The sequence below is a fragment of the Dactylosporangium maewongense genome (genome assembly GCF_039531485.1).
Lineage (GTDB): Bacteria > Actinomycetota > Actinomycetes > Mycobacteriales > Micromonosporaceae > Dactylosporangium > Dactylosporangium maewongense.
Window position 1 is genome coordinate 350,890 of record NZ_BAAAQD010000005.1, and the last position, 23,965, is coordinate 374,854.

Annotated in this window: 21 protein-coding genes; 10 read left to right on the forward strand and 11 right to left on the reverse strand. The window is 74.0% G+C overall.

The features are described from left to right. Positions 1 to 203 precede the first annotated feature (203 nt). Both ABD332_RS15895 and ABD332_RS15900 read left to right on the forward strand, forming a co-directional pair. Positions 204 to 1,736 (forward strand): diguanylate cyclase domain-containing protein, encoded by a 1,533-nt coding sequence (locus ABD332_RS15895; protein WP_344502667.1) that lies wholly within the window; start codon positions 204 to 206, stop codon positions 1,734 to 1,736. Positions 1,737 to 1,745: 9 nt separating this feature from the next. Next, positions 1,746 to 2,960 (forward strand): RNA polymerase sigma factor, encoded by a 1,215-nt coding sequence (locus ABD332_RS15900; protein ID WP_344502668.1) that lies wholly within the window; start codon positions 1,746 to 1,748, stop codon positions 2,958 to 2,960. On the opposite strand, the gene ABD332_RS15905 is transcribed toward ABD332_RS15900, so the two are convergent. Next, a complete protein-coding gene (locus ABD332_RS15905) occupies positions 2,941 to 3,291 on the reverse strand; it encodes a MarR family winged helix-turn-helix transcriptional regulator (RefSeq protein WP_344502806.1) in 351 nt (116 codons plus the stop codon). The two genes, ABD332_RS15900 and ABD332_RS15905, sit on opposite strands and share 20 nt — an antisense overlap. A 154-nt stretch (positions 3,292 to 3,445) precedes the next feature. Between ABD332_RS15905 and ABD332_RS15910 the strand changes: the two genes are divergently transcribed. Together ABD332_RS15910 and ABD332_RS15915 are read left to right on the forward strand one after the other, a co-directional pair. Further along, positions 3,446 to 5,233 carry an ABC transporter ATP-binding protein gene (locus ABD332_RS15910; RefSeq protein WP_344502669.1) on the forward strand — a complete coding sequence of 596 codons (1,788 nt, stop codon included), beginning with the start codon at positions 3,446 to 3,448 and terminating at the stop codon, positions 5,231 to 5,233. A 53-nt stretch (positions 5,234 to 5,286) separates the two neighbouring features. Then, the gene (locus tag ABD332_RS15915; protein ID WP_344502670.1) at positions 5,287 to 5,526 is read left to right on the forward strand and encodes a hypothetical protein; all 240 of its coding nucleotides are present in this window, start codon (positions 5,287 to 5,289) and stop codon (positions 5,524 to 5,526) included. A gap of 317 nt (positions 5,527 to 5,843) precedes the next feature. On the opposite strand, the gene ABD332_RS15920 is transcribed toward ABD332_RS15915, so the two are convergent. Next, the gene (locus ABD332_RS15920; RefSeq protein WP_344502671.1) at positions 5,844 to 6,209 is read right to left on the reverse strand and encodes a DoxX family protein; all 366 of its coding nucleotides are present in this window, start codon (positions 6,207 to 6,209) and stop codon (positions 5,844 to 5,846) included. A 1-nt stretch (position 6,210) separates the two neighbouring features. Then, entirely contained in the window at positions 6,211 to 7,029 is an 819-nt protein-coding gene (locus ABD332_RS15925) for an NAD(P)H-binding protein (RefSeq protein ID WP_344502672.1), read from the reverse strand. A gap of 81 nt (positions 7,030 to 7,110) precedes the next feature. Between ABD332_RS15925 and ABD332_RS15930 the strand changes: the two genes are divergently transcribed. After that, a complete protein-coding gene (locus ABD332_RS15930; protein ID WP_344502673.1) occupies positions 7,111 to 7,608 on the forward strand; it encodes a MarR family transcriptional regulator in 498 nt (165 codons plus the stop codon). A 22-nt stretch (positions 7,609 to 7,630) separates the two neighbouring features. Here ABD332_RS15930 and ABD332_RS15935 read toward each other — a convergent pair whose 3' ends face one another. From ABD332_RS15935 to ABD332_RS15950, 4 genes are read right to left on the reverse strand one after another with little or no spacing between them, the layout of a single operon-like run. Further along, on the reverse strand, positions 7,631 to 8,599 hold the full coding sequence (locus ABD332_RS15935) for a glycoside hydrolase family 88 protein (RefSeq protein ID WP_344502674.1): 969 nt from the start codon (positions 8,597 to 8,599) through the stop codon (positions 7,631 to 7,633). Position 8,600: 1 nt separating this feature from the next. Then, on the reverse strand, positions 8,601 to 9,038 hold the full coding sequence (locus tag ABD332_RS15940; RefSeq protein ID WP_344502675.1) for a nitroreductase family deazaflavin-dependent oxidoreductase: 438 nt from the start codon (positions 9,036 to 9,038) through the stop codon (positions 8,601 to 8,603). Between the two features lie 36 nt (positions 9,039 to 9,074). Further along, the gene (locus ABD332_RS15945; RefSeq protein WP_344502676.1) at positions 9,075 to 10,406 is read right to left on the reverse strand and encodes an AI-2E family transporter; all 1,332 of its coding nucleotides are present in this window, start codon (positions 10,404 to 10,406) and stop codon (positions 9,075 to 9,077) included. Positions 10,407 to 10,466: 60 nt separating this feature from the next. Beyond that, positions 10,467 to 11,342 (reverse strand): hypothetical protein, encoded by an 876-nt coding sequence (locus ABD332_RS15950; RefSeq protein WP_344502677.1) that lies wholly within the window; start codon positions 11,340 to 11,342, stop codon positions 10,467 to 10,469. A gap of 237 nt (positions 11,343 to 11,579) precedes the next feature. On the opposite strand from ABD332_RS15950, the gene ABD332_RS15955 reads away from it, so the two are divergent. Continuing rightward, entirely contained in the window at positions 11,580 to 11,861 is a 282-nt protein-coding gene (locus ABD332_RS15955) for a DUF3040 domain-containing protein (protein ID WP_344502679.1), read from the forward strand. Between the two features lie 174 nt (positions 11,862 to 12,035). Here the strand turns inward: ABD332_RS15955 and ABD332_RS15960 are convergent, their stop codons facing one another. Next, on the reverse strand, positions 12,036 to 12,905 hold the full coding sequence (locus ABD332_RS15960) for an NAD-dependent protein deacetylase (RefSeq protein ID WP_425552218.1): 870 nt from the start codon (positions 12,903 to 12,905) through the stop codon (positions 12,036 to 12,038). Positions 12,906 to 12,936: 31 nt separating this feature from the next. Here ABD332_RS15960 and secA2 point away from each other — a divergent pair, with 31 nt between their 5' ends. Continuing rightward, the gene (gene secA2 / locus ABD332_RS15965; protein WP_344502681.1) at positions 12,937 to 15,264 is read left to right on the forward strand and encodes an accessory Sec system translocase SecA2; all 2,328 of its coding nucleotides are present in this window, start codon (positions 12,937 to 12,939) and stop codon (positions 15,262 to 15,264) included. A gap of 61 nt (positions 15,265 to 15,325) precedes the next feature. Here the strand turns inward: secA2 and ABD332_RS15970 are convergent, their stop codons facing one another. After that, on the reverse strand, positions 15,326 to 18,124 hold the full coding sequence (locus tag ABD332_RS15970) for an ATP-binding protein (RefSeq protein ID WP_344502682.1): 2,799 nt from the start codon (positions 18,122 to 18,124) through the stop codon (positions 15,326 to 15,328). 126 nt (positions 18,125 to 18,250) lie between these two features. Between ABD332_RS15970 and ABD332_RS15975 the strand changes: the two genes are divergently transcribed. The 3 genes from ABD332_RS15975 to ABD332_RS15985 all read left to right on the forward strand — a co-directional run bounded on the left by ABD332_RS15975 (position 18,251) and on the right by ABD332_RS15985 (position 21,298). Continuing rightward, positions 18,251 to 19,315: a class I SAM-dependent methyltransferase gene (locus ABD332_RS15975; RefSeq protein WP_344502683.1), complete on the forward strand. Its 1,065-nt coding sequence runs from the start codon at positions 18,251 to 18,253 to the stop codon at positions 19,313 to 19,315. Between the two features lie 196 nt (positions 19,316 to 19,511). After that, on the forward strand, positions 19,512 to 20,813 hold the full coding sequence (locus ABD332_RS15980; protein ID WP_344502684.1) for a ferredoxin reductase family protein: 1,302 nt from the start codon (positions 19,512 to 19,514) through the stop codon (positions 20,811 to 20,813). Further along, a complete protein-coding gene (locus ABD332_RS15985) occupies positions 20,813 to 21,298 on the forward strand; it encodes an FMN-binding protein (protein ID WP_344502685.1) in 486 nt (161 codons plus the stop codon). The genes ABD332_RS15980 and ABD332_RS15985 overlap by 1 nt, the downstream gene beginning before the upstream one ends. Positions 21,299 to 21,302: 4 nt before the next feature. Here the strand turns inward: ABD332_RS15985 and ABD332_RS15990 are convergent, their stop codons facing one another. After that, positions 21,303 to 21,782 (reverse strand): GNAT family N-acetyltransferase, encoded by a 480-nt coding sequence (locus ABD332_RS15990; RefSeq protein ID WP_344502686.1) that lies wholly within the window; start codon positions 21,780 to 21,782, stop codon positions 21,303 to 21,305. Positions 21,783 to 21,794: 12 nt separating this feature from the next. Further along, positions 21,795 to 23,870, reverse strand: coding sequence for an ABC transporter ATP-binding protein (locus ABD332_RS15995; protein WP_344502687.1), 2,076 nt, complete (start codon positions 23,868 to 23,870; stop codon positions 21,795 to 21,797). Positions 23,871 to 23,965 lie beyond the last annotated feature (95 nt).

The following is a 23,965-nucleotide window of genomic DNA, read 5'->3' on the forward strand; positions in this document are numbered from 1 at the left end:
CGTCCGCGGCCAGCCGTCCGGCCGGTCCCGGCGTCACCGTTCTGGGCGTCTGGGTGCGTCCGGGTGCGTCCGGGAGGTGGATCATCCGTCCCGCTCACCCCGGTCGATGGTACGGATATGAACCGTGCCACGTTTCGCGCGGTTCCGGCCCGCCGCGCCGATAGGACAGCGTCGGACCGGTGACGCGACGGGAGGTGTGGCGCATGCGTTCGCGTGAGACCGTGGTCGTCGCCGTCCTCACCGCCGCCCTGCTCGTCGTCGTGCTCCAGCACCCCGGTGCCTCGTACACCGGCTGGGCGACGTGCGTGATGACCTTCGGTGTCGGGCTGCGCTGGCTCCAGTCGGCGGTGCCGGCGCGCGGGCGGATGCGGATCGGGCTGCGGCTGCTCGCCGCCGGGTTCATGGTCTGGTCCGGCGGGCAGCTGGCGTGGCTGGCCGACGCGCCGCAACTGGCGACGGCGACGTTCAACACGGCGATGCTGCTGATGGCGGCCGGCGCGGCGTGGATGGCGGCGACCCGCCGCCTCGGCTCGGTCCGCGCCGTCCTCGACGGGCTCATCATGGCCACCAGCCTGTGCTTCATCAGCTGGGCCGTCGCGCTCGGGCCGCTGTACCGGGCGAGCGACGGCGGGACGGCCGCGTACAGCGCCGCCACGTACCCGCTCGGCGACGTGCTCATCGGCAGCATCACCCTGCTGATGCTGTACGAGACCCGCGGACCCCGCCGCCGTTCGGTGGCGATCGCGGCGGCCGGGCTGCTGACCGTGTTCGCCGCCGACACCGCCTACGCCTCGCAGGTGTTCGCCGGCACGTACCGGCCCGGCGGCCCCACCGACCTCGGCTGGTTCCTCGGCTTCGCGATCGTCGGGATCGGCGCGCCCCGGGCCGACGAGATCGACGGCACCGTCTCCATGGTCACCGAGGAGCGGACCTGGAACCACCTGCCGTACCTGCCGTTCGGGGCGGCGCTGTGCGTGGGCGTCGGCGAGCTCGCGCTGCGCGGCGGCCGCGTCGACGGCGTGCTGTTCCTGCTCATGATCCTGATGACGGTGCTGATCCTGGTCCGGCAGGTCCTCGCGCTGCGCGACAACCGGCTGCTCAACCGGCGCCTCGCGGAGCTCGTCGACGACCTGCGCCACCGCGCCTACCACGACCCGCTGACCGGCCTGCCCAACCGGGCGCTGCTGCTGGACACCCTGGAGCGGCGGCTGGAGACGGGCCGGCCGGTGGCGCTGCTGTACGTGGACCTCGACGGCTTCAAGCCCGTCAACGACACCCACGGCCACGAGGCCGGCGACCGGGTCCTCGCCACGATCGCGGCGCGGCTCGCCGAATGCGCCGGCGACGAGGTCGTGGCGAGGATGGGCGGCGACGAGTTCGCGCTGCTCGTCCCGCCGGCCGCCGCCGAGGACCTGGCGGCGGCCGTGATCGCCGCCGTCGGCGCCCCCGTCCCCATACCCGGCCACATGCCCGGCCACGGCCACGGCCACGGCCACGGCCACGGCCACGGCACCATGGTCATCACCGGGGCGGGCGGCGGCAGCCCCGATCCGGCCGCCACGGTCACCGTCGGGGCGAGCGTCGGGATCGCCGTGGGCGGCACCGGGGCCGGCGACCTGATGCGCCACGCGGACGTCGCCATGTACGCGGCGAAGCTCCGCGGACGCAACCGTGCGGTCACATTCACGCCGCGGCTCGAACCCATGGCGCCGCTGACGACGGCGTCTGCCGCATAATCGGCGGTCGTGGACGTTCGCGACACGGTCGAGGCGGTCTTCCGGATCGAGTCGGCCCGGCTCGTCGCCGGGCTGGCCAGGATCGTGCGCGACGTCGGCCTCGCCGAGGAGCTCGCCCAGGACGCGCTGGTCATCGCCCTGGAGCAGTGGCCGGTGCGCGGCGTGCCCGACGACCCCGGCCCGTGGCTGATGGCGACGGCGAAGCACCGCGCCGTCGACGCGCTGCGCCGCCGCGCCAACCACGACCGCAAGCTCGCCGTCATCGGCGTCACCGACGTGACCCTCGACGAGGAGCCCGACGTCGACGACCACGTGCGCGACGACCTGCTCCGCCTCATCCTGACCGCCTGCCACCCGGCGCTGACCACCGAGTCGCAGGTGGCGCTGATCCTGCGGACGCTGGGCGGGCTCAGTACCGCCGCCATCGCCCGCTCCTTCCTGACCACCGAGGCGACCGTGTCGCAGCGGATCCTGCGGGCCAAGCGGGCCCTCACCGGCGTCGCGTTCGAGCTGCCCGCCCCCGCGGAGCTGCCGGCCCGCCTGACCGCCGCCCTCGGCGTGATCTACCTGATCTTCAACGAGGGCTACTCGGCGTCCGCCGGCGACGACTGGGCCCGCCCGCAGCTGTGCGAGGAGGCGATCCGGCTCGGCCGGGTCATGGCCGGGCTGCTGCCGTCGGAGCCGGAGGTGCACGGGCTGTGCGCCCTCATGGAGTTGCAGGCCGCCCGGATCCCGGCGCGGACGGCGGCGGACGGCTCGCCAGTGCTGCTCATGGACCAGGACCGGCGGCGGTGGGACCGGCTGCTGATCCGCCGCGGGCTGGCGGCGCTGTCGGCGGCGGAGACCCTCGGCACGCTCGGGCCCTACGGGCTGCAGGCCGCGATCGCCGCCTGCCACGCCAGGGCGCCGCGCCCCGCGGACACCGACTGGGACCGCATCGTCGCCCTGTACCGGCTGCTCGCTCACGTCGCGCCGTCCGCCGTGGTACGGCTGAACCTCGCCGTCGCGGTCGGCATGGCCTCCGGCCCGTCGGCGGGGCTGGCCCTGCTCGACGAGCTCGACGGCGCCCTGGCGAACTACCCCTACCTGCCGGCGGCCCGCGGCGACCTGCTCGAACGCCTCGGCCGCCACGAGGAGGCCCGGGCCGAGTTCGCCCGGGCAGCGGCCCTGACCCGCAACGAGCGCGAGCGGAGCCTGTTCCTGGCTAGGGCCTCAGCGTCCTGAGGATCCGCCCGAGGGTCTCGCGGTCCTCGGCGTCGAGGCCGGCGAAGAAGCGCTCGGCCTCGGCGTGCCGGGCGGCGCGGATCGCCTCGGCGGTCGCCTGCCCGGCGTCGGTGAGCGCGACCAGGGTGGCGCGCCGGTCCGCCGGGTCGGGGCGCCGCTCGACCAGGCCGCGCTCCTGCAGCCCGTCGACGACCTCGGTGGTCGAGCGCGGCGCGATCCGCAGGTGGTCGGACAGCTCGCTCAGGCGCATGACGCCGTGCCGCATGAGCACCGCCACCGCGCGCGACTGCCCGGGCGTGATCCCGATCGGCTCGAGGGTCTCGTGCGTCATGTGCCGCAGGCGGCGGGCCACGCTCCAGAACACCTCGGCGAGACTCTCGTCACCGGACCGGTCGGCATCTTTCACGGGAATACGGTAGCAGGGGTTGGTGTTGCTGCCTCATAGTGAGGTAACCTCACCATTACCCGAAAGAAAGCGAGCCCCCTTGGAACCCCAGCACCGGACCCGGCCGCCGCGCGAGATCAGCACCGCTGACAAGGCCCGCGCCAAGAACGTCTCCCTGACCCGCATCGGCCGCCTCTTCACCGCACACCGCGGCCCCCTCGCCACGGTCGTCGCCATCATCGTCGTCTCCTCCGCGCTCGGCGGGGCGACCCCGTTCCTGCTCCGCGAGGTCATCGACGTCGCGCTCCCCCGGCGCGACACCACGCTGCTCGCCTGGCTCGTCGCCGGCATGGTCGGCGTCGCCGCCGTCACCTCCGCGCTCGGCGTCGTGCAGACCTGGATCTCGACCAAGGTCGGCCAGCAGGTCATGCACCGGCTACGCACCGACGTGTTCACCCACCTGCAGCGCCAGTCCGTCGGGTTCTTCACCCGCACCCGCACCGGCGAGGTGCAGTCCCGCATCACCAACGACATCGGCGGCATGCAGAGCGTCGTCACCTCGACCGCGACCTCGGTCGCGTCCAACCTGACCACCACCGTCGCCACCGCGGTCGCCATGGCCGCGCTGTCGTGGCGGCTGTCGCTGGTCTCCCTCATCGTGCTGCCCCCCGCGGTCTACGTGACCCGCAAGGTCGCCGGGATGCGCCGCGACATCACCGCGCAGCGCCAGCGGGAGCTCGCCGACCTCAACGTCACCATCGAGGAAGGCCTCTCCGTCAGCGGCGTGCGCCTCAGCAAGACCATGGGCGCCGGCGCCGCCGTCGTGGACCGGTTCACCGCCTCCTCGACCCGGCTCATCGACCTGGAGCTGCGCTCCGAGCTCGCCGGCCGCTGGCGGATGGCGTCCATGAACATCATCTTCGCGGCGATCCCCGCCGTCATCTACCTCAGCGCCGGCCTGCCGCTGACCGCCGGCTCGCTGAGCATCGGCACGCTGGTCGCGTTCACCGCGCTGCAGTCCGCGCTCTTCCGGCCGCTCATGGGCCTGCTCGGGGTCAGCGTCTCCATCACCAGCAGCCTGGCGCTCTTCGCGCGGATCTTCGAGTACCTCGACCTGCCCGTCGAGGTCGACGACCCCGCCGACCCGGTGCCGCTGCCCCGCGCCAGCACCCGCGGCCACCTGCGCTTCGAGGACGTCACCTTCACGTACCCGGGCAGCGACGCCGCCGCCGTCGCCGGGGTCAGCCTCGACGTGCCCGCCGGCACCTCCCTCGCCCTCGTCGGCGAGACCGGCTCCGGCAAGAGCACGATCGCGTCGCTCATCGCCCGCCTGCACGACCCCACCGGCGGCCGGATCACCATCGACGGCGTCGACCTGCGCGACGTCCGCCTCGCCGACCTCGCGGCGGTCGTCGGCGTCGTCAGCCAGGAGACGTACCTGCTGCACACCACCATCCGCGAGAACCTGCGCTACGCGAAGCCCGGCGCCACCGACCTCGAGGTCGTCGAGGCGGCGAAGGCCGCGCAGATCCACGACCTCATCACCCGCCTCCCCGACGGCTACGACACCATGGTCGGCTCCCGCGGCTACCGCTTCTCCGGCGGCGAGCAGCAGCGCATCGCGATCGCCCGCACCCTGCTGCGCGACCCGCGCATCCTCGTGCTCGACGAGGCCACCAGCGCCCTGGACACCGAGACCGAGCGCGCCGTCCAGCGCGCCTTCGACACCCTCGCCGAGGGCCGCACCACGATCACCATCGCCCACCGCCTCTCCACCGTCCGCGACGCCGACCAGATCCTCGTCGTCGACCACGGCCGCGTCGTCGAGCGCGGCACCCACACCACCCTCCTCCAGGCCGACGGCCACTACGCCGCCCTCTCCGCATAAATTCGGTGACATCCCCGATGCGCGCACCGCCCCGGCGGGCGCACATTGGATGCATGGGTCGATTCCTCGCAGCGGCCGCCGCCGTCATCGTCGGGCTGTTCGTCGTCGGCGCGCTCGCCATCTGGCTGTTCAAGGTGCTCATGAGCGTCGCGTTCTACCTCATCGTCGGCGCGGCCGTGGTCGGCGGAGGCATCTGGCTCTACAACAAGGCCCGCCGCGGCCTCAGCAGCGGCGGCCGCAACCAGCGCCGCATCGAGGCCTTCCTCGCCACCCGCCGCGGCCGCATCCGCTGACACCCGCCGCACGCCGGTGCGCGCCGCCGCTCCGCTGGGTGCGCCCTCACCGACGCGCGGCTTGTGCCGCCCCGCATCCGCCTGCTCCCGATGTACGGCCTGGGTCGCCGCGCGGCCGAGCCCTGTCCGCCACGCGGCCTCGGGCCGCCAGACCCCCCGGCTCTGACCCGGCGCAGGGTCGGGTCGCCGCCCGGCCGGGGGCTGGCCGATACGCAGGCTCGGGCCGCCACGCGGCCGGGGCCGGTCGACGCGCAGGGCTCAGGCCGACGCGCAGGGCGCAGGCCACCACGCAGCCGGGCCGGCCGACGCGCAGGGTGCTAGCCGACGTGCAGGGTCGGGTCGAGTGCCAGGGTCGTCGCGGCGAGGGCGAGGAAGCCGATCGCCAGGGCGAACTGGGCGGACAGGTCGGCGGCCCGCAGGTGCGTGTACACGGCGCAGACGAAGAACAGCACGAGGCCCGCGGCCGCGGCGGTGCCCAGCACCGCGGGACCGGCGAGACCGGCGAGCAGCCCCGCGGCGCCGGCGAGCTTCAGCACGCCGATCGGGAACGTCAGCCACGACACCGGCACGCCCGCGGCCGCCATGCCCGGCAGGATCGGCCTGAAGCGCAGCACCGCGCAGGTGCCGGAGAACAGGTTCGCCGTGGCCGTGACCAGGGCGACCGTGACGTATGCGGCGCTCATGTCAGAACGCGTCCGCGTGGTCGGCGACCCACGTCGCGAACGGGGTCGCGGGGCGGCCGAGCACCTCGTCCACCACGCCGGTCGGCGGGTGCTGCGGGGCGGCGAGGTGGCGCTCGTAACGCTCCATGAGCGCCCCGGCGAACCGCTCCGGCAGGCCGGCGACCGTCAGCCGCCACGCGGCGACCTGGGCCGGCACCTCCTCGAAGGTCAGCGGGCGGCGCAGGACCGCGCCGATGGTCGCGACCTGCTCCCCGTGCGTCAACGACTGCGGGCCCGTCAGCTCCAGCACCCGCCCGGCCAGGGTGTCGTCGCGCAGCGCCCGCGCCGCGACCTCGGCGATGTCGCGCTCGTCGACGAGGGACTCCTCGAAGGCGCGGAACGGGTACCGCACCGTCGCGCCCGCCCGGACCTGCGGCCCGAACGCGCGGGCGGTGTTGCCGGCGAACGCGGCGGGGCGCAGGCACGTCCAGGCCATGCCGCTGTCCCGGGTGGCGAGGTCGAGCTCCTTGTTGCGGTCGCCGGCGTACCGCGACGGCTGCTGCTCCTCGGGGTCGCCGACATTCATCGCGGTGAGCGCGACGACCCTGCGGACCCCGGCGGCGCGCGCGGCGGCAAGGATCTCCGGCGCGTCCTCACCGGCGACCCGCGGGTGCAGGAACAGTCCGGTGGCGCCCGCGAGGCCGTCGCGGACGGTGCGGACGCAGTCGGCGCCGGGCAGCGGGGCGCCGCGGGTGACGGCACGGACGGGCTCACCCGCGTCGGTCAGCGTCCGCAGCAGGTGCCGGCCGATGGCGCCGGTCGCGCCGGTAATGAGGATCATGAGGGTCCCTCCCGGGTATCGTGTCATCGACAACCGATATCGTATGGATCTCATAATATTTGGATCCGGGATCGAGATGGTATGAGTTCCGTATCACAGTCGCGTGACAACCGGCAGCGGCGGCGCTCCACGACCGCGATCAAGGAGTCGCTGCGGGAGCTGTCGATCCAGCTGTCGCTGCTGAACCACCAGGTCGGCGGGCGGCTCGGGGTCAAGGACGCCGACTTCGACTGTCTCGACCTGATCAACCGGCACGGCCCGATGAGCCCCAGTGCCCTCGCCCGCCGCGCCGGCCAGCACCCGGCGACGATGACCGGCGTCCTGGACCGCCTGGAGCGCGCCGGCTGGATCACCCGCGAACGCGACCCCGCCGACCGCCGTGCGGTGCGGGTCCGTGCGCTGAAGGAGCGCAACGCGGAGATCTTCGGCCTGTACGCGGGGATGAACGAGGCCATGGACGACCTGTGCGCCGGCTACGACGAGGCTCAGCTGGCGCTGCTCGCCGAGTTCCTCGACCGCGCCACCACCGCCGGCCGCCACGCCACCGACGCCCTCGCCGAGGGGCCGTCAGACGGGTGACCGGGCCGCCGGCCCGGGGGTGTCAGACGGGAAGGCGGGCCGCCGCGGCCTGAGCCATCAGGTAGAAGGACTGCGCCTCGGCGGAGGTGCCGGGGCGGTCGAACACGGGGGCGCCGCACACGCCCGTGACCAGGCCGTCCGGGGTGACCAGCGGCGCGACCGCGGCGATCAGCGACCGGCCCACGGCCGCGTAGGACGGCGGGAGCCAGCCGTCCGCGACGCCGGTGCAGGTGGTGTACGCGAGCATCTGCGCGACGTTCGCCTCCGGGAACGACGCGGGGTCGTCCAGGACGTTGCCGAACAGGCCGTCGGGGCGGCGCAGCGCCAGGCACGCGTCGACGATCTCCCGGGCGTGGCCGGCCAGGGCGGGCTCCAGCGACGGGTCGTGGCGCAGCGCCCGGGCGATGCCGGCGGCGACCCAGCCGCTGCCGGTGCCCCAGTGCTCCGGCCCGGTGAGGGCGGCGGTGTCCTCGTCCCAGCGGGCCGCGTACAGGCCGCCGCTGCACAGGCGCTCACGATGGCCGGCGACCTGCCGGACGGCCTCGCCGGGGTGGCCGGCCGCGGCGAGCAGCGGCACCACCATGTAGACCGTGTCGGCCCACACCTCCCGGGAGCCGATCACGTGGAAGAGCGTGCCGTCCGCGGCCCGCGGCGCCCGCGCCAGCAACCAGTCGAGCTGCGCCGCCAGCGCCGGGTGCGCCGCCACCGCCCGCGCGCCCGCCGCCGGGTCGTCCGGGGCGGGCCGGCCGATGAGGGCCTCGCCGCAGGCGGCGCCGTTGACGGAGCCGGACTCCTCCCCCACCGTGCCGAGGCGGCCGTCGGGACTCTGGTGCACGACCGCGTCGAGGGCGAGCAGCCGCGCCAGGTCCGTGTGGCCGAGGTCGAGCAGGGCGTGCGAGGCGACGCCCTGCTCCCACGAGTGACGCTGCATGGCCAGCAGCGCGAGCAGCACCGGATGCTGCCGGGAGGGACCGGCGGCGGGGTCGGTCAAGTCAGCTCACGGGGGTGAGCACGAAGACGGGGATCTCCCGGTCGGTCTTGGTCTGGTAGCTGTCGTAGTCGGGCCAGGTCTCGTTGGCGCGCTTCCACCAGGCGGCACGCTCGTCGCCGGTGACGAGCCGGGCGGTGTAGTCCTTGCGGACCGGGCCGTCCTGCAGCTCCACCCGCGGGTGCGAGACGAGGTTGTGATACCAGACGGGGTGCTTCGGCTGCCCGCCGGCGGAGGCGACGACCGCGTACTCCCCGTCGTGCTCGATCCGCATCAGCGGGTTCTTGCGGATCTTTCCGGTCTTGGCGCCGAGCGTGGTGAGCAGGATGATCGGCCGGTCGCGCAGCGTGTTGCCCTCGGCGCCGTTGGTCCGCTCGAACAGCTGGGCCTGCTCGTTGGCCCAGTCCGCGGCGCCCGGTGCGTACTCTCCGGTCAGCGGCATGTCAGCTCCTCCTGGGTGGTCGGTGCGCGACCAACCCTACTCGCGCGAGCGGGTGCTCCCGGAGGTTTCCGCGTCCGGCAGGTCCTCGCCCGGCGGGGGCGGGGTGGGCTCGGCCGGCTCGGACGCGATCGGGCCGCCGTCGGACTCGTCGGAGGGCTCGGTGCCCGGTGGCTCCTTGTCCGGTGTCGGCTCGCCGTCGGGATGGTCGACGAGGTACCGGATGGCGGTGTTGCCGACCGCCAGCAGCGGCACCGCGACGAGCCCACCGACGATGCCGGCGGCGACCACCCCGGTGGTGATCGCGAGGATCACCGCGAGGGGGTGCAGGGAGACGGCCCGGCCCATGATGAGCGGCTGCAGCACGTGCCCTTCGAGCTGCTGCACGGCGATGACGATGGCGAGGACCAGCAGCGCGTGCAGCGGGTCCTTGGTGACGAGGGCGACGAGCACGGCGACCGCGCCGGACAGGGTCGCGCCGACGACGGGGATGAACGCGCCGAGGAACACCAGCGCCGCGAGCGGCAGCGCGAGGGGGATGCGCAGGATCGCCAGCCCGATCCCGATGCCGACGGCGTCGACGAACGCGACGAGGACCGTCGCCCGCACGTACGACACCAGCGTGAACCACGAGTAGTGCCCGGCGCGGGCCGCGGGCAGCCGCGCGGGGCGGGGCAGCAGGCGGCACAGGAACTCCCAGATCTGCCCGCCGTCGCGCAGGAAGAAGAACAGCGTGAACAGCACCACGAAGAAGCCGGTGAGGACCTCGCCGAGTGTGGTGGCGGTGGTCAGCGCCCCGGAGGTGAGCGCGCCCCGGTTGGTCTTCAGCTGGTCGCCGAACCCGGCCATGGCGCTGTCGACCTGCTCCTTCGACACGTGCAGCGGGCCGCGGGCGAGCCAGTCACGGATCTCGTTGACGCCCCCGGCGACCTGTTCGGAGAGGCTGTCGAACTGGGCGATGAACGTCTGCACGATGACGCCGAGCCCGCCGAAGACGATGACGAGCCCGGCGACGAGCACGATCCCGGCGGCGAGCGAGCGGTGCACGCCACGCTTGCGCAGCGCGGCGGCGGCGGGCTCGAGCAGGGCCGCGAGCAGCAGGGCGACGACGACCGGGATCACCATCAGCCGCAGCGCGCCGATCAGCCGCAGCAGGAGGTACGCCGCGAGGATGAACAACACGATCCGCCACGCCCACGCGCCGGCGACGCGGACGCCGTGCGGGATGCCGTCGTCCACTGTGGAACGCTGGTCGACGACCAGGACGTCGCGGTCCGGGACCTCGCGGCGGAACTCGGGGACCACGCCGGTGCGGCGGGCCGTCGTCAGCCGCGCCCTGGCACGGTCGGACACTTGCGCGATCCAGGTCATGCTGGTCGCTGTACCCCTCGACGGGCATCGCCAATCGAGGGGTTTCAGCCAGGTGTCAGATCACTTGACCTTGTCGTAGCGGGCGAACGTGTCGTCGGACTCGCCCTGCGTGCGCCACACGTCGGAGACGCAGGTGTACGTCACGGGGTCGAGGTTGGGCTCGAGGTTGATCGTGCCGGCCTTGCGGCCGTCGACCGAGATGACGACCGACGACGTGCTCTCCTTGCCGGCGAACTCGATCTTCCGGTCGACCGTCTTGACCTGCCAGTCGGTCTTGCCGGAGAACGTGGCGTTGATCGTGCGGCCCTTGTCGTCCTTGCCGCTGTACACGGTCTTGGTGTCGTCCTCGACCGCGGTGCCGTCGGCGTTGATCGTCCACTGCTTGCCGCCGCCGGTCATCTTGACCTTGCCGATGCCCTCACGCTTGTCGATGTCGGTGCCGCCCAGGTCGACGATCTTCTGGTAGCTGGTCTGGTTCCACTTGCCGACCAGGCAGGCGTCGACCGGGCCCGACTGGGACGCCGACGCCGCGACCGTGGGCCCGGCCGCGGGCTTCTTGTCCTGGTTCAGCGCGACGACGACGATCGCGACCACCAGCACGACGACCAGGACCCCGCCGATCGCGAGGATCGGCACGAGCCGGTTGCTGCGCGACCGCGGCGGGGCGGGCAGCGGCGTCGACGTCACGTACGGACCGGGCGCCGCATACGGGTTGGCGGGCGGTCCGCTGTACGGCGCGGCGGAGTTGGGCGCGATGTTGTACGGCTGCGCCGAGTACGGCTGGTTCGGGTACTGCGGCTGCTGCTGCGGGTGCGACGGCTGCTGCGGCTGCTGAGGCTGCTGCGGGAACTGCGTCGTGTGTTGCGGGTACTGCTGCGGCGGGTACTGCGGCTGCTGCCCCTGCTGCGGGTGCTGCCACTGCTGCGACGGATCCACGATCGTCCTCCCCGATGCCTGACGTGTTCGCCGTAGAGAATCGCACACCGGACATCAGCTCGCAGGTCGCCAGAAGTGACAAATGGGGCATTTGCCTGTTCAGGCAGCAACCCCGCAGGCTGGGAGTTTCTCACTGGCGCCGATCGACCGACCCTAAACCCGCCGAAGTGTGTGACCATCGAGCGGAGCGGGTACACGTCGCGCACCGGGCAGGCCCGTCGGAGGAGGTTGAGCATCATGCTCAGCGAGAGCGAGCAGCAGCGGCTCGCGGACATCGAAGCCGCACTGCGCAATGACACGCGGTTCGTCAACGGGTTCAACCGGGCGATGACCCGCCGCGTCACACCCCGTCGCATCACCGCGGTCACCATCGCCGTCGCCGGAGTCCTCGGCGTCGTCGTGGGCCTGGCCGCCACCAGCGTCGCGGGCACCGTCCTGGCGATCTGCGCCGTCGGCGTCGCCGGAGGCGTGTGGACCTGGCGCCCGCCACACCGGTCAGATCCCCCCGTCACCCCATAACCGTCTCCGCACGCGCACATCGACCCCCGAAGGCCCGCCGGCCGTCGGGGGTCAGTGCACCGCGCGCAGACTTTGTCCGGCGTTGCACCCGATCGCCCGGATCAAGGTCGCGCTGAACGCCGGCCGGCGGTGTGGTCGCCCTCCTGATCGTCGTCGCGGCGTCAGTACGAGGGGTCAGGCGGCCAGCCCGGCCAGGTGCGTCAGGGTCTTGCCGAGCGGGGCGTCCACCAGTACAGCTGCCAGGTCGTCGCTCTTCGTCGGCCCCTGGTTCACGATGGCGATCGGCACGCCCAGCTTCGCGGCCCGGATCACGAAGCGCCGCCCGGACAGGACGGTGAGCGACGAGCCGAGCACCAGCAGCGCCGCCGCCCGCTCCACGAGCGCGAACGCCGCCTCCACGCGCGGCATCGGCACCTGCTCGCCGAAGAACACGACGTCGGGCTTGAGCATGCCGCCGCAGTCCTCGCAGCCGACCGTGACGAAGTCCGCCGCCTGCTCGTCGGTCAGGTCGACGTCGCCGTCGGGGTTGATGTCCCCGCCGGCCTGCGCATAGGCCGGGTTCGCGCCGCGCAGCCGCCCGTCGAGGGTCGTGCGGGCGGTCACGTCGCCGCAGTCGAGGCAGACCACCCGGTCCAGGCCGCCGTGCAGCTCGATGACCGGATCCGCGCCGCCGGCCTGGTGCAGGCCGTCGACGTTCTGCGTGACGATCCCCGTGACCAGGCCGCCGCGCTGCAGCCGGGCGACCGCGCGGTGCCCGTCGTTGGGCGACGCCTCCGCGATCGTGCGCCAGCCCAGGTAGCTGCGCGCCCAGTAGCGCCGCCGGGCCACCGGGTCGCCGGTGAACGTCTGGAACGTCATCGGCGACGCGTTTCGCTGCAGCCCGCTCGGACCGCGATAGTCCGGAATGCCCGACTCCGTCGACAGCCCGGCGCCGCTGAGGACGACCACGCCACCGCCTTCGACGAGCCTGCTCAACTGTTCCACTCCACGATTGTCGCTCGGCTTCCCGGTGGCGCCGCCAAGTGACGGTGATGGGGCGCACATGTCCGGCGGGCGGGGACGTATCGTGGGGGCCATGGGTTTGGTGAGCAAATTCAACGCGTGGCGTCGCAAGCTGCAGGAGCAGCCCGGCACCACGATCGACCTCGAGCCGATGCGGGCACTCCTGCCGGAGATCGAGGAGCGCGAGGCCGAGCTGTCCGAGCTCACCGACGACGAGCTCCGCGCCGCCGCCACGGCGCTGCACCAGCGGGAGGACCCGCAGGACTTCGTCGAGGCGTGCGCCCTCGGCCGGGAGGCCGCGAAGCGCGCCCTCGACGAGCGCCCCTATGACGTGCAGCTGCTCGGCGCCCAGGTGCTCCTGGCCGGACATGTCGTCGAGATGGCCACCGGTGAGGGCAAGACCCTGACCGCCGCGATCGCCGCCGCCGGCTATGCCGCGCAGGGCCCGGTCCACGTCATCACGGTCAACGACTACCTCGCCCGCCGCGACGCCGAGTGGATGCGCCCGGTCTACGAGCTGCTCGACCTGACCGTCGGCTGGGTCAACGAGTCCTCGACCCCCGAGGAGCGCCGGGCGGCGTATGCCTGCGACATCACGTACGTCTCCGTCAGCGAGGCCGGCTTCGACCTGCTCCGCGACAGCATCGTGACCGACACCGAAGACCGGGTGCACCGCGAGTTCGGCACCGTCATCATCGACGAGGCCGACTCGATCCTCATCGACGAGGCCAAGGTCCCGCTGGTCCTGGCCGGCTCGACCATCGACGAGAAGGACTCGCCGGTCGCGATCGCCGAGATCGTCAGCGGACTGCGCCGCGACCACGACTACGAGGTCGTCGACGAGGGCCGCACCGTGCATCTTTCAACGTCCGGCCTGGCGAAGGTCGAGGCGCTGCTCGACCTGGACCTCTACGCCGCCGAGCACATGGACTCGCTCACCGCCGTCAACCTGGCGCTGCACGCCGAGGCGCTGCTGGTCCGCGACGTCGACTACATCGTCCGCGACGAGAAGGTCGAGCTCATCGACGAGTTCCGCGGCCGGGTCGCCCAGCGGCGGCGCTGGCCCGACGGCCTCCAGGCCGCCGTCGAGGCCAAGGAGAAGATCCGCAGCAGCGGTGGCGGCACCGTCCTGCAGACCATCACCGTCCAGGCGTTCCTCACGCAGTACAAGAAGATCTGCGGCATGACGGGCACGGCCCTGCCCGTCGGCGACCAGCTCCGCGAGTTCTACAAGCTGGAGGTCGCGGTCATCCCGCCGCACCTGCCCAATGTCCGCAAGGACTGGCCCGACCGCGTCTACGCCTCCGCCGAGGAGCGCGACATCGCCGTCGTCAACGAGATCGTCGCGATGCACGCCACCGGCCGTCCCGTCCTCGTCGGCACGCTCAGCGTCGCGGAGTCCGAGCAGCTCGCCGCCACCCTCGCCGAGGAAGGCGTCGAGTGCGTCGTGCTCAACGCCAAGAACGACGAGAAGGAGGCCGGCATCGTCGCGGAGGCCGGCTCGTTCAACGCCGTCACCGTCTCCACCCAGATGACCGGCCGCGGCGTCGACATCCGCCTCGGCGGCAGCGACGAGAAGGACCGCGAGCGGGTCGAGGGCCTCGGCGGCCTCTTCGTCATCGGCACCGCCCGCAACGACAGCCGCCGCATCGACGACCAGCTCCGTGGCCGCGCCGGCCGCCAGGGCGACCCCGGCGAGTCCATGTTCTTCGTCAGCCTCGAGGACGAGCTGATCGAGCGCTACGGCCCCGAGCCCATGCCGATGGGCAAGGCCGACGCCGACGGTGCCATCGACGACGAGGACGTCCGTTGGGCGATCGGCTCCGCCCAGCGCGTCGCGGAGACCGTCAACCTGGAGATCCACCGCAACACCTGGCGCTACAACTACCTGCTGGACCAGCACCGCCAGCTGCACGCGAAGCGCCGCGAGGAGCTCCTCACGACCGATGCCGCCGGCGAGCTCCTCGCCGAGCGCGCCCCCGACCGCTACAACGAGCTGGCCGAGGAGCTGGGCGAGGAGGCGGTGCTCCACATCGCCCGCACGATCGCCCTCTTCCACGCCGACTCCGCCTGGTCGGAGCACCTCGCCGACATGAGCGAGCTCCGCGAGGGCATCCACCTGCGCGTCCTCGGCGCCCAGGACCCGCTCGACGAGTTCCACCGCGAGGCGATCCCCGCGTTCCGGGGCCTGCTCGCCGAGATCGACGACCGCACCGTCAAGGAGTTCGAGGAGCTGGAGATCGACGGCCCCGACTGGGAGCCCGCCGACGCCGGCCTCGTCCGCCCCAGCGCCACCTGGACCTACGTCGTCAGCGACAACCCCTTCGGCTCCGAGATGGAGCGCTTCTTCGCCGGCATGGTCAAGCTGTTCCGCAGCGGCAAGGGCGTCAAGAAGGGCTGACCCGCGTTCCACGGTCCCCGCGGCCGCCACCGGTTCCTTCCCGGTGGCGGCCGCCACTGTTTCAGGCCGGCAGGTGGCGCAGGGCTTCCGCGGCGGCCTCGTCCGCGGTCCGCAGGCGCCCCCGCTGCCACGCCTCGTCGGCGGTGTCCGCCGGCAGCCGGAGCCGCACCGCCGCGAGCGCCTGGGCGAGCCGGGAAGCCTCCGCGCCGTACACCCCCGACGGCACGTCCAGCGCCCCGGCGAGCTCGACCGCGGGCACGTCGCGGCCCGTACGCGCGAACAACACCACCAGATTGCGCAGCGCGATGATCAGCATCGGCCGGCCGCCGGTCGTCCGCCAGTGCCTGATCGCGCCGGCGAACAGGGCGAGCGCCGGCTCCGGCGGCCCGTGGCGGCCGCGCAGCGCGACCATGGCCGTGCGGGCGACGCCCATGACGAACCGGCCGCCGACCGCCGTCGCGAGCCGCAACGACTCGTCGAGCGCGGCGATCGCGGCCGCGGGGTTGCCGTCGCCGTGGGCCTCGGCGAGGGCGAAGAGCGCGAACGCCGTCGCGGACGGGTTGCCGGTGGCGCGGGCCGCCGCGAGACCCGCCTCGGCGGCGGGAAGCGCGGCCGGGTCCTGCCGGTACGCCAGCGGCAGCGCGAGGTTGGCCGCCGCGATCGCCTGCGCCGCACCGCCCGCGGGAAGCGCGGCGACCGCCCGCTCGTACTGCGTGCTGGCCCCGTCGAGGTCGCCCTGGATGAGGGCGATGTCGCCGAGCAGGTCCGCGGCGCCGGCGTGGCCCGCGTCGAGGGCCTCGCGGGCGATCCGCGCGGCGGTGGTGAAGTCGCCGTCGAGCCAGGCGGCGTACGCCGCGCCGGTCAGCACCCCGGGCGCCTGCCGGGCGGCGCGCAGCGGCAGCGTCAGCGTCGACCAGGCGAGCAGGTCGGCCCGCAGGTGCCAGAACCCGACGAACGCGACCGCCCCGGCGATCCGGGCCGCGAGCGCCGGCGCGTGCGTGCGCGACCAGCGCCACGCCTGCCGGGCGTCGTCCAGCGCACCCTCGACGACCGCCACCCACGCGGCCTCGTCCGGGCCCGAAAGACCCCGTTCGGCCGCCTCGAGGAGGCCGGCGAAGTGGGTGGCGTGCCGCAGCCGCAGCTCCCGGTCGGCGGCCGGGTCGAGCAGTTCGGCGGCGTAGACGCGCAGGCTCGCCAGCATCCGGTACCGCCCGACGCCCGCGCTGCCGGGCCGGGTCAGCAGCGACCGTTCGGCCAGCATCGCGACGACGTGGGCGACCGAGCCGGCCGGCAGCGAGCCGTAGCCGATGACGGCCTCCGCCGCGTCGAGGTCGATCCCGGCGGCGAACACGTGCAGCCGCGCGAACGCGATCCGCTCCTGCTCGCCGAGCAGCCGCCACGACCAGTCGACGACCGCCCGCAGCGTCTGGTGCCGCGCCGGCCGGCCGCGCGGGCCCGCGTCCAGCAGGACCAGCCGCGCGTCGAGCCGCCGGCTCAGGTCGTCGACGGTGAGCGTGCCGGCGCGGGCCGCCGCCAGCTCGATCGCCAGCGGCAGCCGGTCGAGCGCCTCGCACAGCGCGCCGACCCGCGCCGCGAACCCCGGGTCCGTCAAAGCCGCGAAGCCCGGGTCGGCGGCGGACGCGCGCGCCGTGAACAGCCGCACCGCGTCGGGGGCGGTGAGCGGGTCGACGACGTACACGCGCTCGCCCGGCAGCCCGATGCGCTCCCGGCTGGTCGTCAGGACCCGAAGGGCCGGGCAGTCCTCAAGCGACAGTCCGACGAGGACGTCGTGGACGGCGTCGACGAGATGCTCGCAGTTGTCGACGACCAGGAGCCCTTCGGCGCCGCGCGCCCACGCGGCGAGGGCGTCGGCGAGCCGCCCCTCGACGACGAGCCCGGCGGCCGCGGCGACCGCCGGCGCGACGGCGGCGGGGTCGCCGACCGCGGCCAGGTCGACCCACCACGCCGGCCCGCACGCCCGCGCGAGGCTGGTCTTGCCGACCCCGCCGGACCCGACCAGCGTCACGATCCCACCGGCGCCTGCCTCGACGAGCGCGGCGACGGCGCCGAGGTCGGCGTCCCGCCCGATGAGCCCAGCGGTCCTCCGCGTCGGCGTTCCCGGCGTCGGTACCGTTGAAGCCCGGTCGCTCAGGAGCCGGCGCTGCAGGGCGAGCACCGCCGCCGACGGGTCGAGGCCGGTCTCGTCCCGCAGCCAGTCCCGGTGCGCCCGCACCGCGTCGAGGGCCTCGGCGGTCCGGCCCGCGGCGGCCAGCGCCGACGCGAGCGCCCGCACCGCCCGGTCGCGGCCCGGGTCGGCGGCGACGAGCGCGGACGCGGCGGCGACGGCCTCCGCGGTGCGCCCGAGGCCGGCGAGCAGCTCGACGCGGGTCTCCTCGGCGTCGCGGCGCAGCTGCGTGAGGCGGGCGGCCTCGGCCCTGGCGAGGTCGGGGAACTCCGCGTACGCCGCGCCCCGCCACAGCCCGAGCGCCGTGTCGAGCCGGACGAGCGCGTCGACGGCCGGCTCCCCCGGCCGCGGCGCCGTCAGCGCCACGAACTCCTCCGCGTCGACGCTGCCGGAAGGGACGTGCAGGACGTACCCGGGCGGCCTCGTCCTCAGGTGCCCCGCCGCCGCGCCCAGCGACCGGCGCAGCCTGGCGACGTACGTCTGGGCGGCGTTGCGGGCGTCGGGGCCGGTCGCGCCGGGCACGACGAGCGCGCCGAGCCGGTCGACGCCGAGGACCGCGGGGCGGCTCAGGACCAGCGCGGCGAGCACGGCACGCTGCCGCCCGCCGGCGATGTCGACGGGGCGGCCGTCGACGGTGACCTCCAGCGGTCCGAGGACTCCGATGCGCAGGCTCACGACCGGAGGCGGTAGTCGGCGCCCGGCGTCATGCAGTCACCTTCCAGGAATGGTTCACGGGTCTCGTACAGTTCACGTACTCCGGTTGTACGCGGTTCGACAGCCGGAGGGCTCAGCCTTGAGGGCATGACTGACACCGAGAGCCCGAACCTGACCGAGCGCCTCCTCGCGCAGCTGCTGGCCGGCACCGAGCTGTTCAGCGTGCACCTGGGCATCCAACTCGGGTTGTACCAGGTGCTGCACGAGCATCCCGGCGCCACCGACGCGGTCCTCGCCAAGCAGGCCGGGATCGCCGAGCGGTATGCCCGCGAGTGGCTGGAGCAGCAGGCCGCGGCCGGGTACCTGGAGTGCACGTCGCTTGCGGACCGGACGTTCCGGCTGCCGGACGGCGCCGCCGACGTGCTGCTGGACCCGGCGCATCCCGCGTCCGGGGTCGGGCTCGTGACCGTGTTCGCCGGGGTGGCGCAGGCGGTGCCGGCGCTGGCCGAGGCGTACCGGACCGGCGACGGCGTCCCGTACGCCGACTACGGCCCGTTCACCCGTGACGGCATCGCGGCGATGAACCTGCCCGGCTTCCGGCACAGCCTCGCGCAGGAGTGGCTGCCGGCGCTGCCCGACGTGGTGCAGCGGCTGGCGCAGGCGCCCGCGGCCGGGGTGCTGGACCTCGGGTGCGGCGCCGGCGCGTCGACGCTCGCGCTCGCCGAGGCGTTCCCGCGGGCCGCGGTCACCGGCATCGACCTGGACGAGGCGTCGATCGCGGCGGCCCGGCGGGTCGCGGCCGACGCGGGGCTCGCGGACCGGGTGTCGTTCCTGCGGCAGGACGCGACGGCCGCGGCGGGCGACTACGCCCTCGTCACGATCTTCGAGGCGCTGCACGACATGGGCGACCCGGCCGGGGTGCTGCGGACCGTGCGGGGCCTCCTCGCGCCGGGCGGAGCGGTGCTCGTCGCCGACGAGCGGGTGGCCGACGAGTTCACCGCGCCGGCGGGTGAGGTCGAGCGGCTGCAGTACGCGTTCAGCGTCCTGCACTGCCTGCCGGCGACGATGGCGGAGGATCCGGTGGAGGCGGCCGGGACCGCGCTGCGCGCGCCGACGGTGGCCCGGTGGGCGGCGCAGGCCGGCCTGTCGTGCACGGTGCTGCCGATCGAGCACGACTTCTGGCGCTTCTACCGGCTGTCCGTTCTGGACTGAGTCCAGTGTGGACGGCCCTTGGATTAGGGCCGCTTTAAAAGCACCTGAAGGGTTTGGCCGCCGGCCCACGCGGTTGGTAAGACCGTCCCCGGTGGACATTCAAGGGGCACTACGAGAGCCAGTTCCAGGGGCGGTCATCCCGCGTGAGTTCCGCCGGCCGTACCGGCGCCGGCGCTCCGTCGACGCGTGGCGGGCGGTGACGATCGCCGCGTTCTGGCTGGGGCTGGTGGCGACGCTGCTGCCGTGGTGGTGGAACACGCCCGCCGGGTTCCTGCGCGACCCGGCGACGTCGCTGACGGCGGTGGGGCGGATCACCGGGCTCGTCGCCGGCTACGTCCTGCTGGTGCAGGTGCTGCTGATGTCCCGGGTCGCCTGGCTGGACCGCTGGCTGGGCGCCCGGGACCTGCTGCACTGGCACCGCGACCTCGGCGTGTTCGTCGTGGCCGCGGTGCTCGCCCACGCCGCGTTCACCGTCCTGGGGTACGCGAAGCTCGAACGCGTCGGGCCCGCCCGCGAGGTCGTCCGGTTGCTCACGGTCGACAAGTACACCGGGATGCTCGGCGCGTTCGTCGGCACCGGGCTGCTCGTGGCGCTCGCGGTCCTGGCGCTGCCGCTGCTGCGGCGCCGCATGTCCTACGAGGTCTGGCACCTGCTGCACCTCACGTCCTACCTGGTGCTGGTGCTCTCGGTCGGGCACCAGTTCGCGGTCGGGCAGGAGATGTCGGCGCCCGGCTTCTCGCGCGCCTTCTCGCTGGCGCTGTGGTGCGCGGTCGTCGGCGCGGTCCTCTGGGGTCGGTTGTTCGCTCCCGTACGGATGAACCTGCGGCACCGCTTCCGGGTGCGGTCCGTCGTGCTCGAAGGCCCCGACATGATCTCCATCTACATCGGCGGCGACCGGCTGCCGGAGCTTCGGGTCCGCGCCGGCCAGTTCTTCCGCTGGCGGTTCCTCGACGACCGCAACTGGTGGCAGGCGCACCCGTTCTCGATGTCGGCGGCCCCGAACGACGACTGGCTGCGGCTGACCGTGAAGGTCGTCGGCGACCACACCGCCGGCCTGCGCCGGCTGCGCCCCGGCACGCGCGTCTTCGTGGAGGGCCCCAGCGGCGACTTCACCGCCGACCGCCGCCGGCAGGCCCGTGCGCTGCTCATCGCCGGTGGCAGCGGCATCGGCCCGATCAGGGCGCTGCTGGAGGAGCTCCCGCCGCGGACGGTCGTGCTGTACCGGGCGCGCAACGCCGGCGAGCTGGTCTTCCGGGAGGAGCTGTCGCTGCTCGCCGAGGCGCGCGACGCGCAGGTCTGGTACGTCACCGGCGGCCGCGACGACCCCGGCCCGCGGCGCGCGTTCAGCCCGCGCGGGCTGCTCGAGCTGGTGCCGGACCTGACCCGCCGCGACGTGTACCTGTGCGGGTCGGCCGGTCTCGTCGACGCGTCCGTGGTGGCGCTGCGCCGGGCCGGGGTGCCGGCCCGCCAGATCCACCTCGACCCGTTCGAGTTCTGATGCGACGCATCGGCATAGCCGTCCTCGGCACCGGCGTGCTCACCGCGCTCCTGGTCGCGGTGAAGTCCCAGCTCCCGGCCGCGGTCCCGCCGGCCGCCGCCACCCGCCCGTCCGGCCCCTCCACGGCCCACGCCCCGGCCGTCGCCTCCCAGCCCGCGCCGGGTGTCCGCGTCGTGGACCCGTCCCGGATGATGGACGGCTCCCACCTCGGCGCGGTCTTCACCAACCCGTTCGGGCCCGTCCAGGTCCGCGCCGACGTCCGCGGCGGCCGCCTCGTCGACGTGGTCACGGTGCGCCTCCCGACGGCCGCGGCCCGCGGGATCGAGATCGGCATGCGCGCGGCACCGGTACTGCGTGCGCAGGCCCTCGAACGCCAGAGCGCCGACCTCGACACGGTCTCGGGCGCCACCTACACCAGCGACGGCTACCGGCGCTCGCTGCAGTCCGCCCTCGACGCCGCCCGCACCGGCCGCCCCGCCGCCTGACCGGTCAGAGGGCGATCACCATCGACGGGTGGTCCACATCGCGGAAGCCGAACCCGCGGTAGAGGTCGTAGCCTTCCTCGGAGGCGTGCAGCTGCGCCCGGACGACCCCGTTGTCCCGGAACCAGCCGAGCAGGGCCGCCACGCACGCCTTGGAGAAGCCGCGGCGCCGGTACCCGTCGTCGGTGGAGACGTTGAAGACGTAGCCGCTCAGGCCGGTCGGGTTCGACGGGGAGCCGAGCCGCTCGTCGATGACGCCGACGGCGCACGCCGCCAGCCGTCCCGGTTCGCCGGGCCGGTCGACCACGAACGCCGCGGTCCGCGCGTCGTCGCCGGGCAGCCGCCGGCGCAACGAGCTTGCGGTCTGCTCGGCCCAGTCCCCCGGCTCGAGCACCACACCGTCCATCGCCTGGAACATCACCATCCGCAGCCGGACCAGCTCGCCGGCGTCGGCCGCGGTGGCCCTGCGGGCATGCACCTCGATCACGCCGCGAAGGTATCAAGCGGCCGTGTACCCCGTCGCCTGCAATGCGAACAGCTCCGCGTACGTGCCGCCGGCGGCGAGCAGGTCGAGGTGGGCGCCGTGCTCGACGACGTGCCCCTCGTGCAGGACGTAGATGTGGTCGGCGTGGCGGACGTTGGCGAGGCGGTGCGTGATGAGCACCGTGATCCGGTCGGGCGCGCCGGCCCGCAGCGCCGCGAACAGCGCGTGCTCGGCCCTCGCGTCCAGCGCCGCGGACGGCTCGTCGCAGATGAGCACCGGCGCGTCGCGGTAGAACGCCCGCGCGGCGGCGAGGCGCTGCCACTGGCCGCCGGACAGGTCCTGGCCACCGGCGAAGTTGCGCGACAGCAGCGTGTCGTAGCCGGCCGGCAGCCCGGCGATCATGTCGTGGGCGCCGGCCTTGCGCGCGGCGGCCTCGACCAGCCCGTCGTGCGTGTTCTCGCGCGGCTCGTCGCGCGGCTCGTCGTTTGTGCCGTCGCGCGGGCCGTCGCGCGGGGCGTCGCGCGGGGCGTCGCGCGGGCCGTCGCGCGGGGCGTCGTTCGTGCCGTCGCGCGGGGCGTCGTTCGTGCCGTCGCGCGGGGCGTCGTTCGTGCCGAGCAGGATGTTGCGTTCCGCGGTGAACGGCCAGTGCCAGTACTCCTGGCTGACCATCGCCACGTGCTGCCACGCGTCCTCGGGGTCCACGGTGGACAGCGGCGTGCCGTCCCACGACACGGTGCCGCTGTCCGGGTGGTACAGCCCGGCGATGAGCCGCGCGAGGCTGGTCTTGCCGGAGCCGTTCTCCCCGACCAGCGCGATCGTCTGTCCGCGGTGGACGGTCAGGTTCGCGCCGAGGACCGCGGGCGCGTCGGTCTCCGCGTAGTGCAGGGTGGCGTCGCGGACCTCGATGCTCGCCGGCGCCCGCACGGTCGCCTCCCTGGTCACGGGCGGCATCCGCTCGCCGGCGCGGGCCAGGAAGTCGGTGTAGTCGTTGAAGTACAGCCCTTCCTCGTAGACGCGGTTGACGTTGGTGACGGCGAGCGCGAGCGCGTTGCGGGCCGCCTGCAGCGCGAGCACCGCGGTGCCGGCCGCGGCGAGCGGCAGCCGGTGGTCGACGAGGAGCGCGCCGAGCGCCACGTACACCCCGAACGTCGCGACGCCGGAGAACACGCCGCCGACGAGCCGGGTCATCGTCTGGCGCCGGACGACCTCCAGCTCCGTCCTCGTCTCCGCGCCGGCCATGATGTCGTACTCGCGCAGGAGGAACGGCCGCATCGTGAACGCGCGCAGCTCCGCGGCCGTGGCCCGGTTCGCCATCAGGTCGGACAGCATCCACAGCCGGCGCCGGCGGCTGGTGCGCGCGTGGTTGCTGAGGTAGGCGAGGCGGGCCGCCCGCACCGCCGCCCACGCGGCCGGGACGCTGGCCAGCAGCAGCGCGCCGAGCAGCACGGGGTGCAGCAGCGCGAGGGTGACCGCGGTCGCGGCGAGCCCGGCGAGGCCGGCGGTGAGGTCGATCGCGCCGCGGGTCAGGAACTGCACCGCGAGCGACCCGCGGTTGCGGGCGCGTTCCATCTCGTCGGAGAACCCGGCGTCGTCGAACGCGGCCAGCTTGACCTGCGTCGTCAGCTCGAACAGCCGCCGCTCCGCGGTCGTGAGCACCTGCGGCTCGAGGCGCGCCTGCGCCCAGCCGGCGATGATCGACAGTCCGCTCCGCACGAAGGTCGCGGCGGCGACGACGACCAGCGACGGCACCGCCGCCCGGACCCGGTCCAGGGTCGGACCCGCGGCGAACAGCGCCTGCAGGACCCCTCGCGTCGCGAGCAGCCCGAACGCGGTCGCGACCCCGGCGAGCAGGTTGAACGCCAGCGCGGCCACGGTGTCGCGGCGGCTGGCCTGCCACGCGATCGTGACCGCCTGCCGGAGGACCGCCGGAAGACGCCGCGCCATCGCGCTGAACCGCACGCTGGCCAGGGCCACGCTGTGCGACTCCCACCACGACGCCTTGAGCTCCGGCAGCTGGGAGCTGCCGGAAGGGTGTGACGGCCGGGAACTGCCGGAAGGGCGTGACGCCGCGGTCACCGTCGCCTTGGCCATCGACCCTCCTCGATGTCTCGGTTCGAGGATAGCGGCGTCCGGCGCCACGGGTGAGCCGTCACACGCTTGGGTGGTCGCGCAGCGGGTAGGCAACA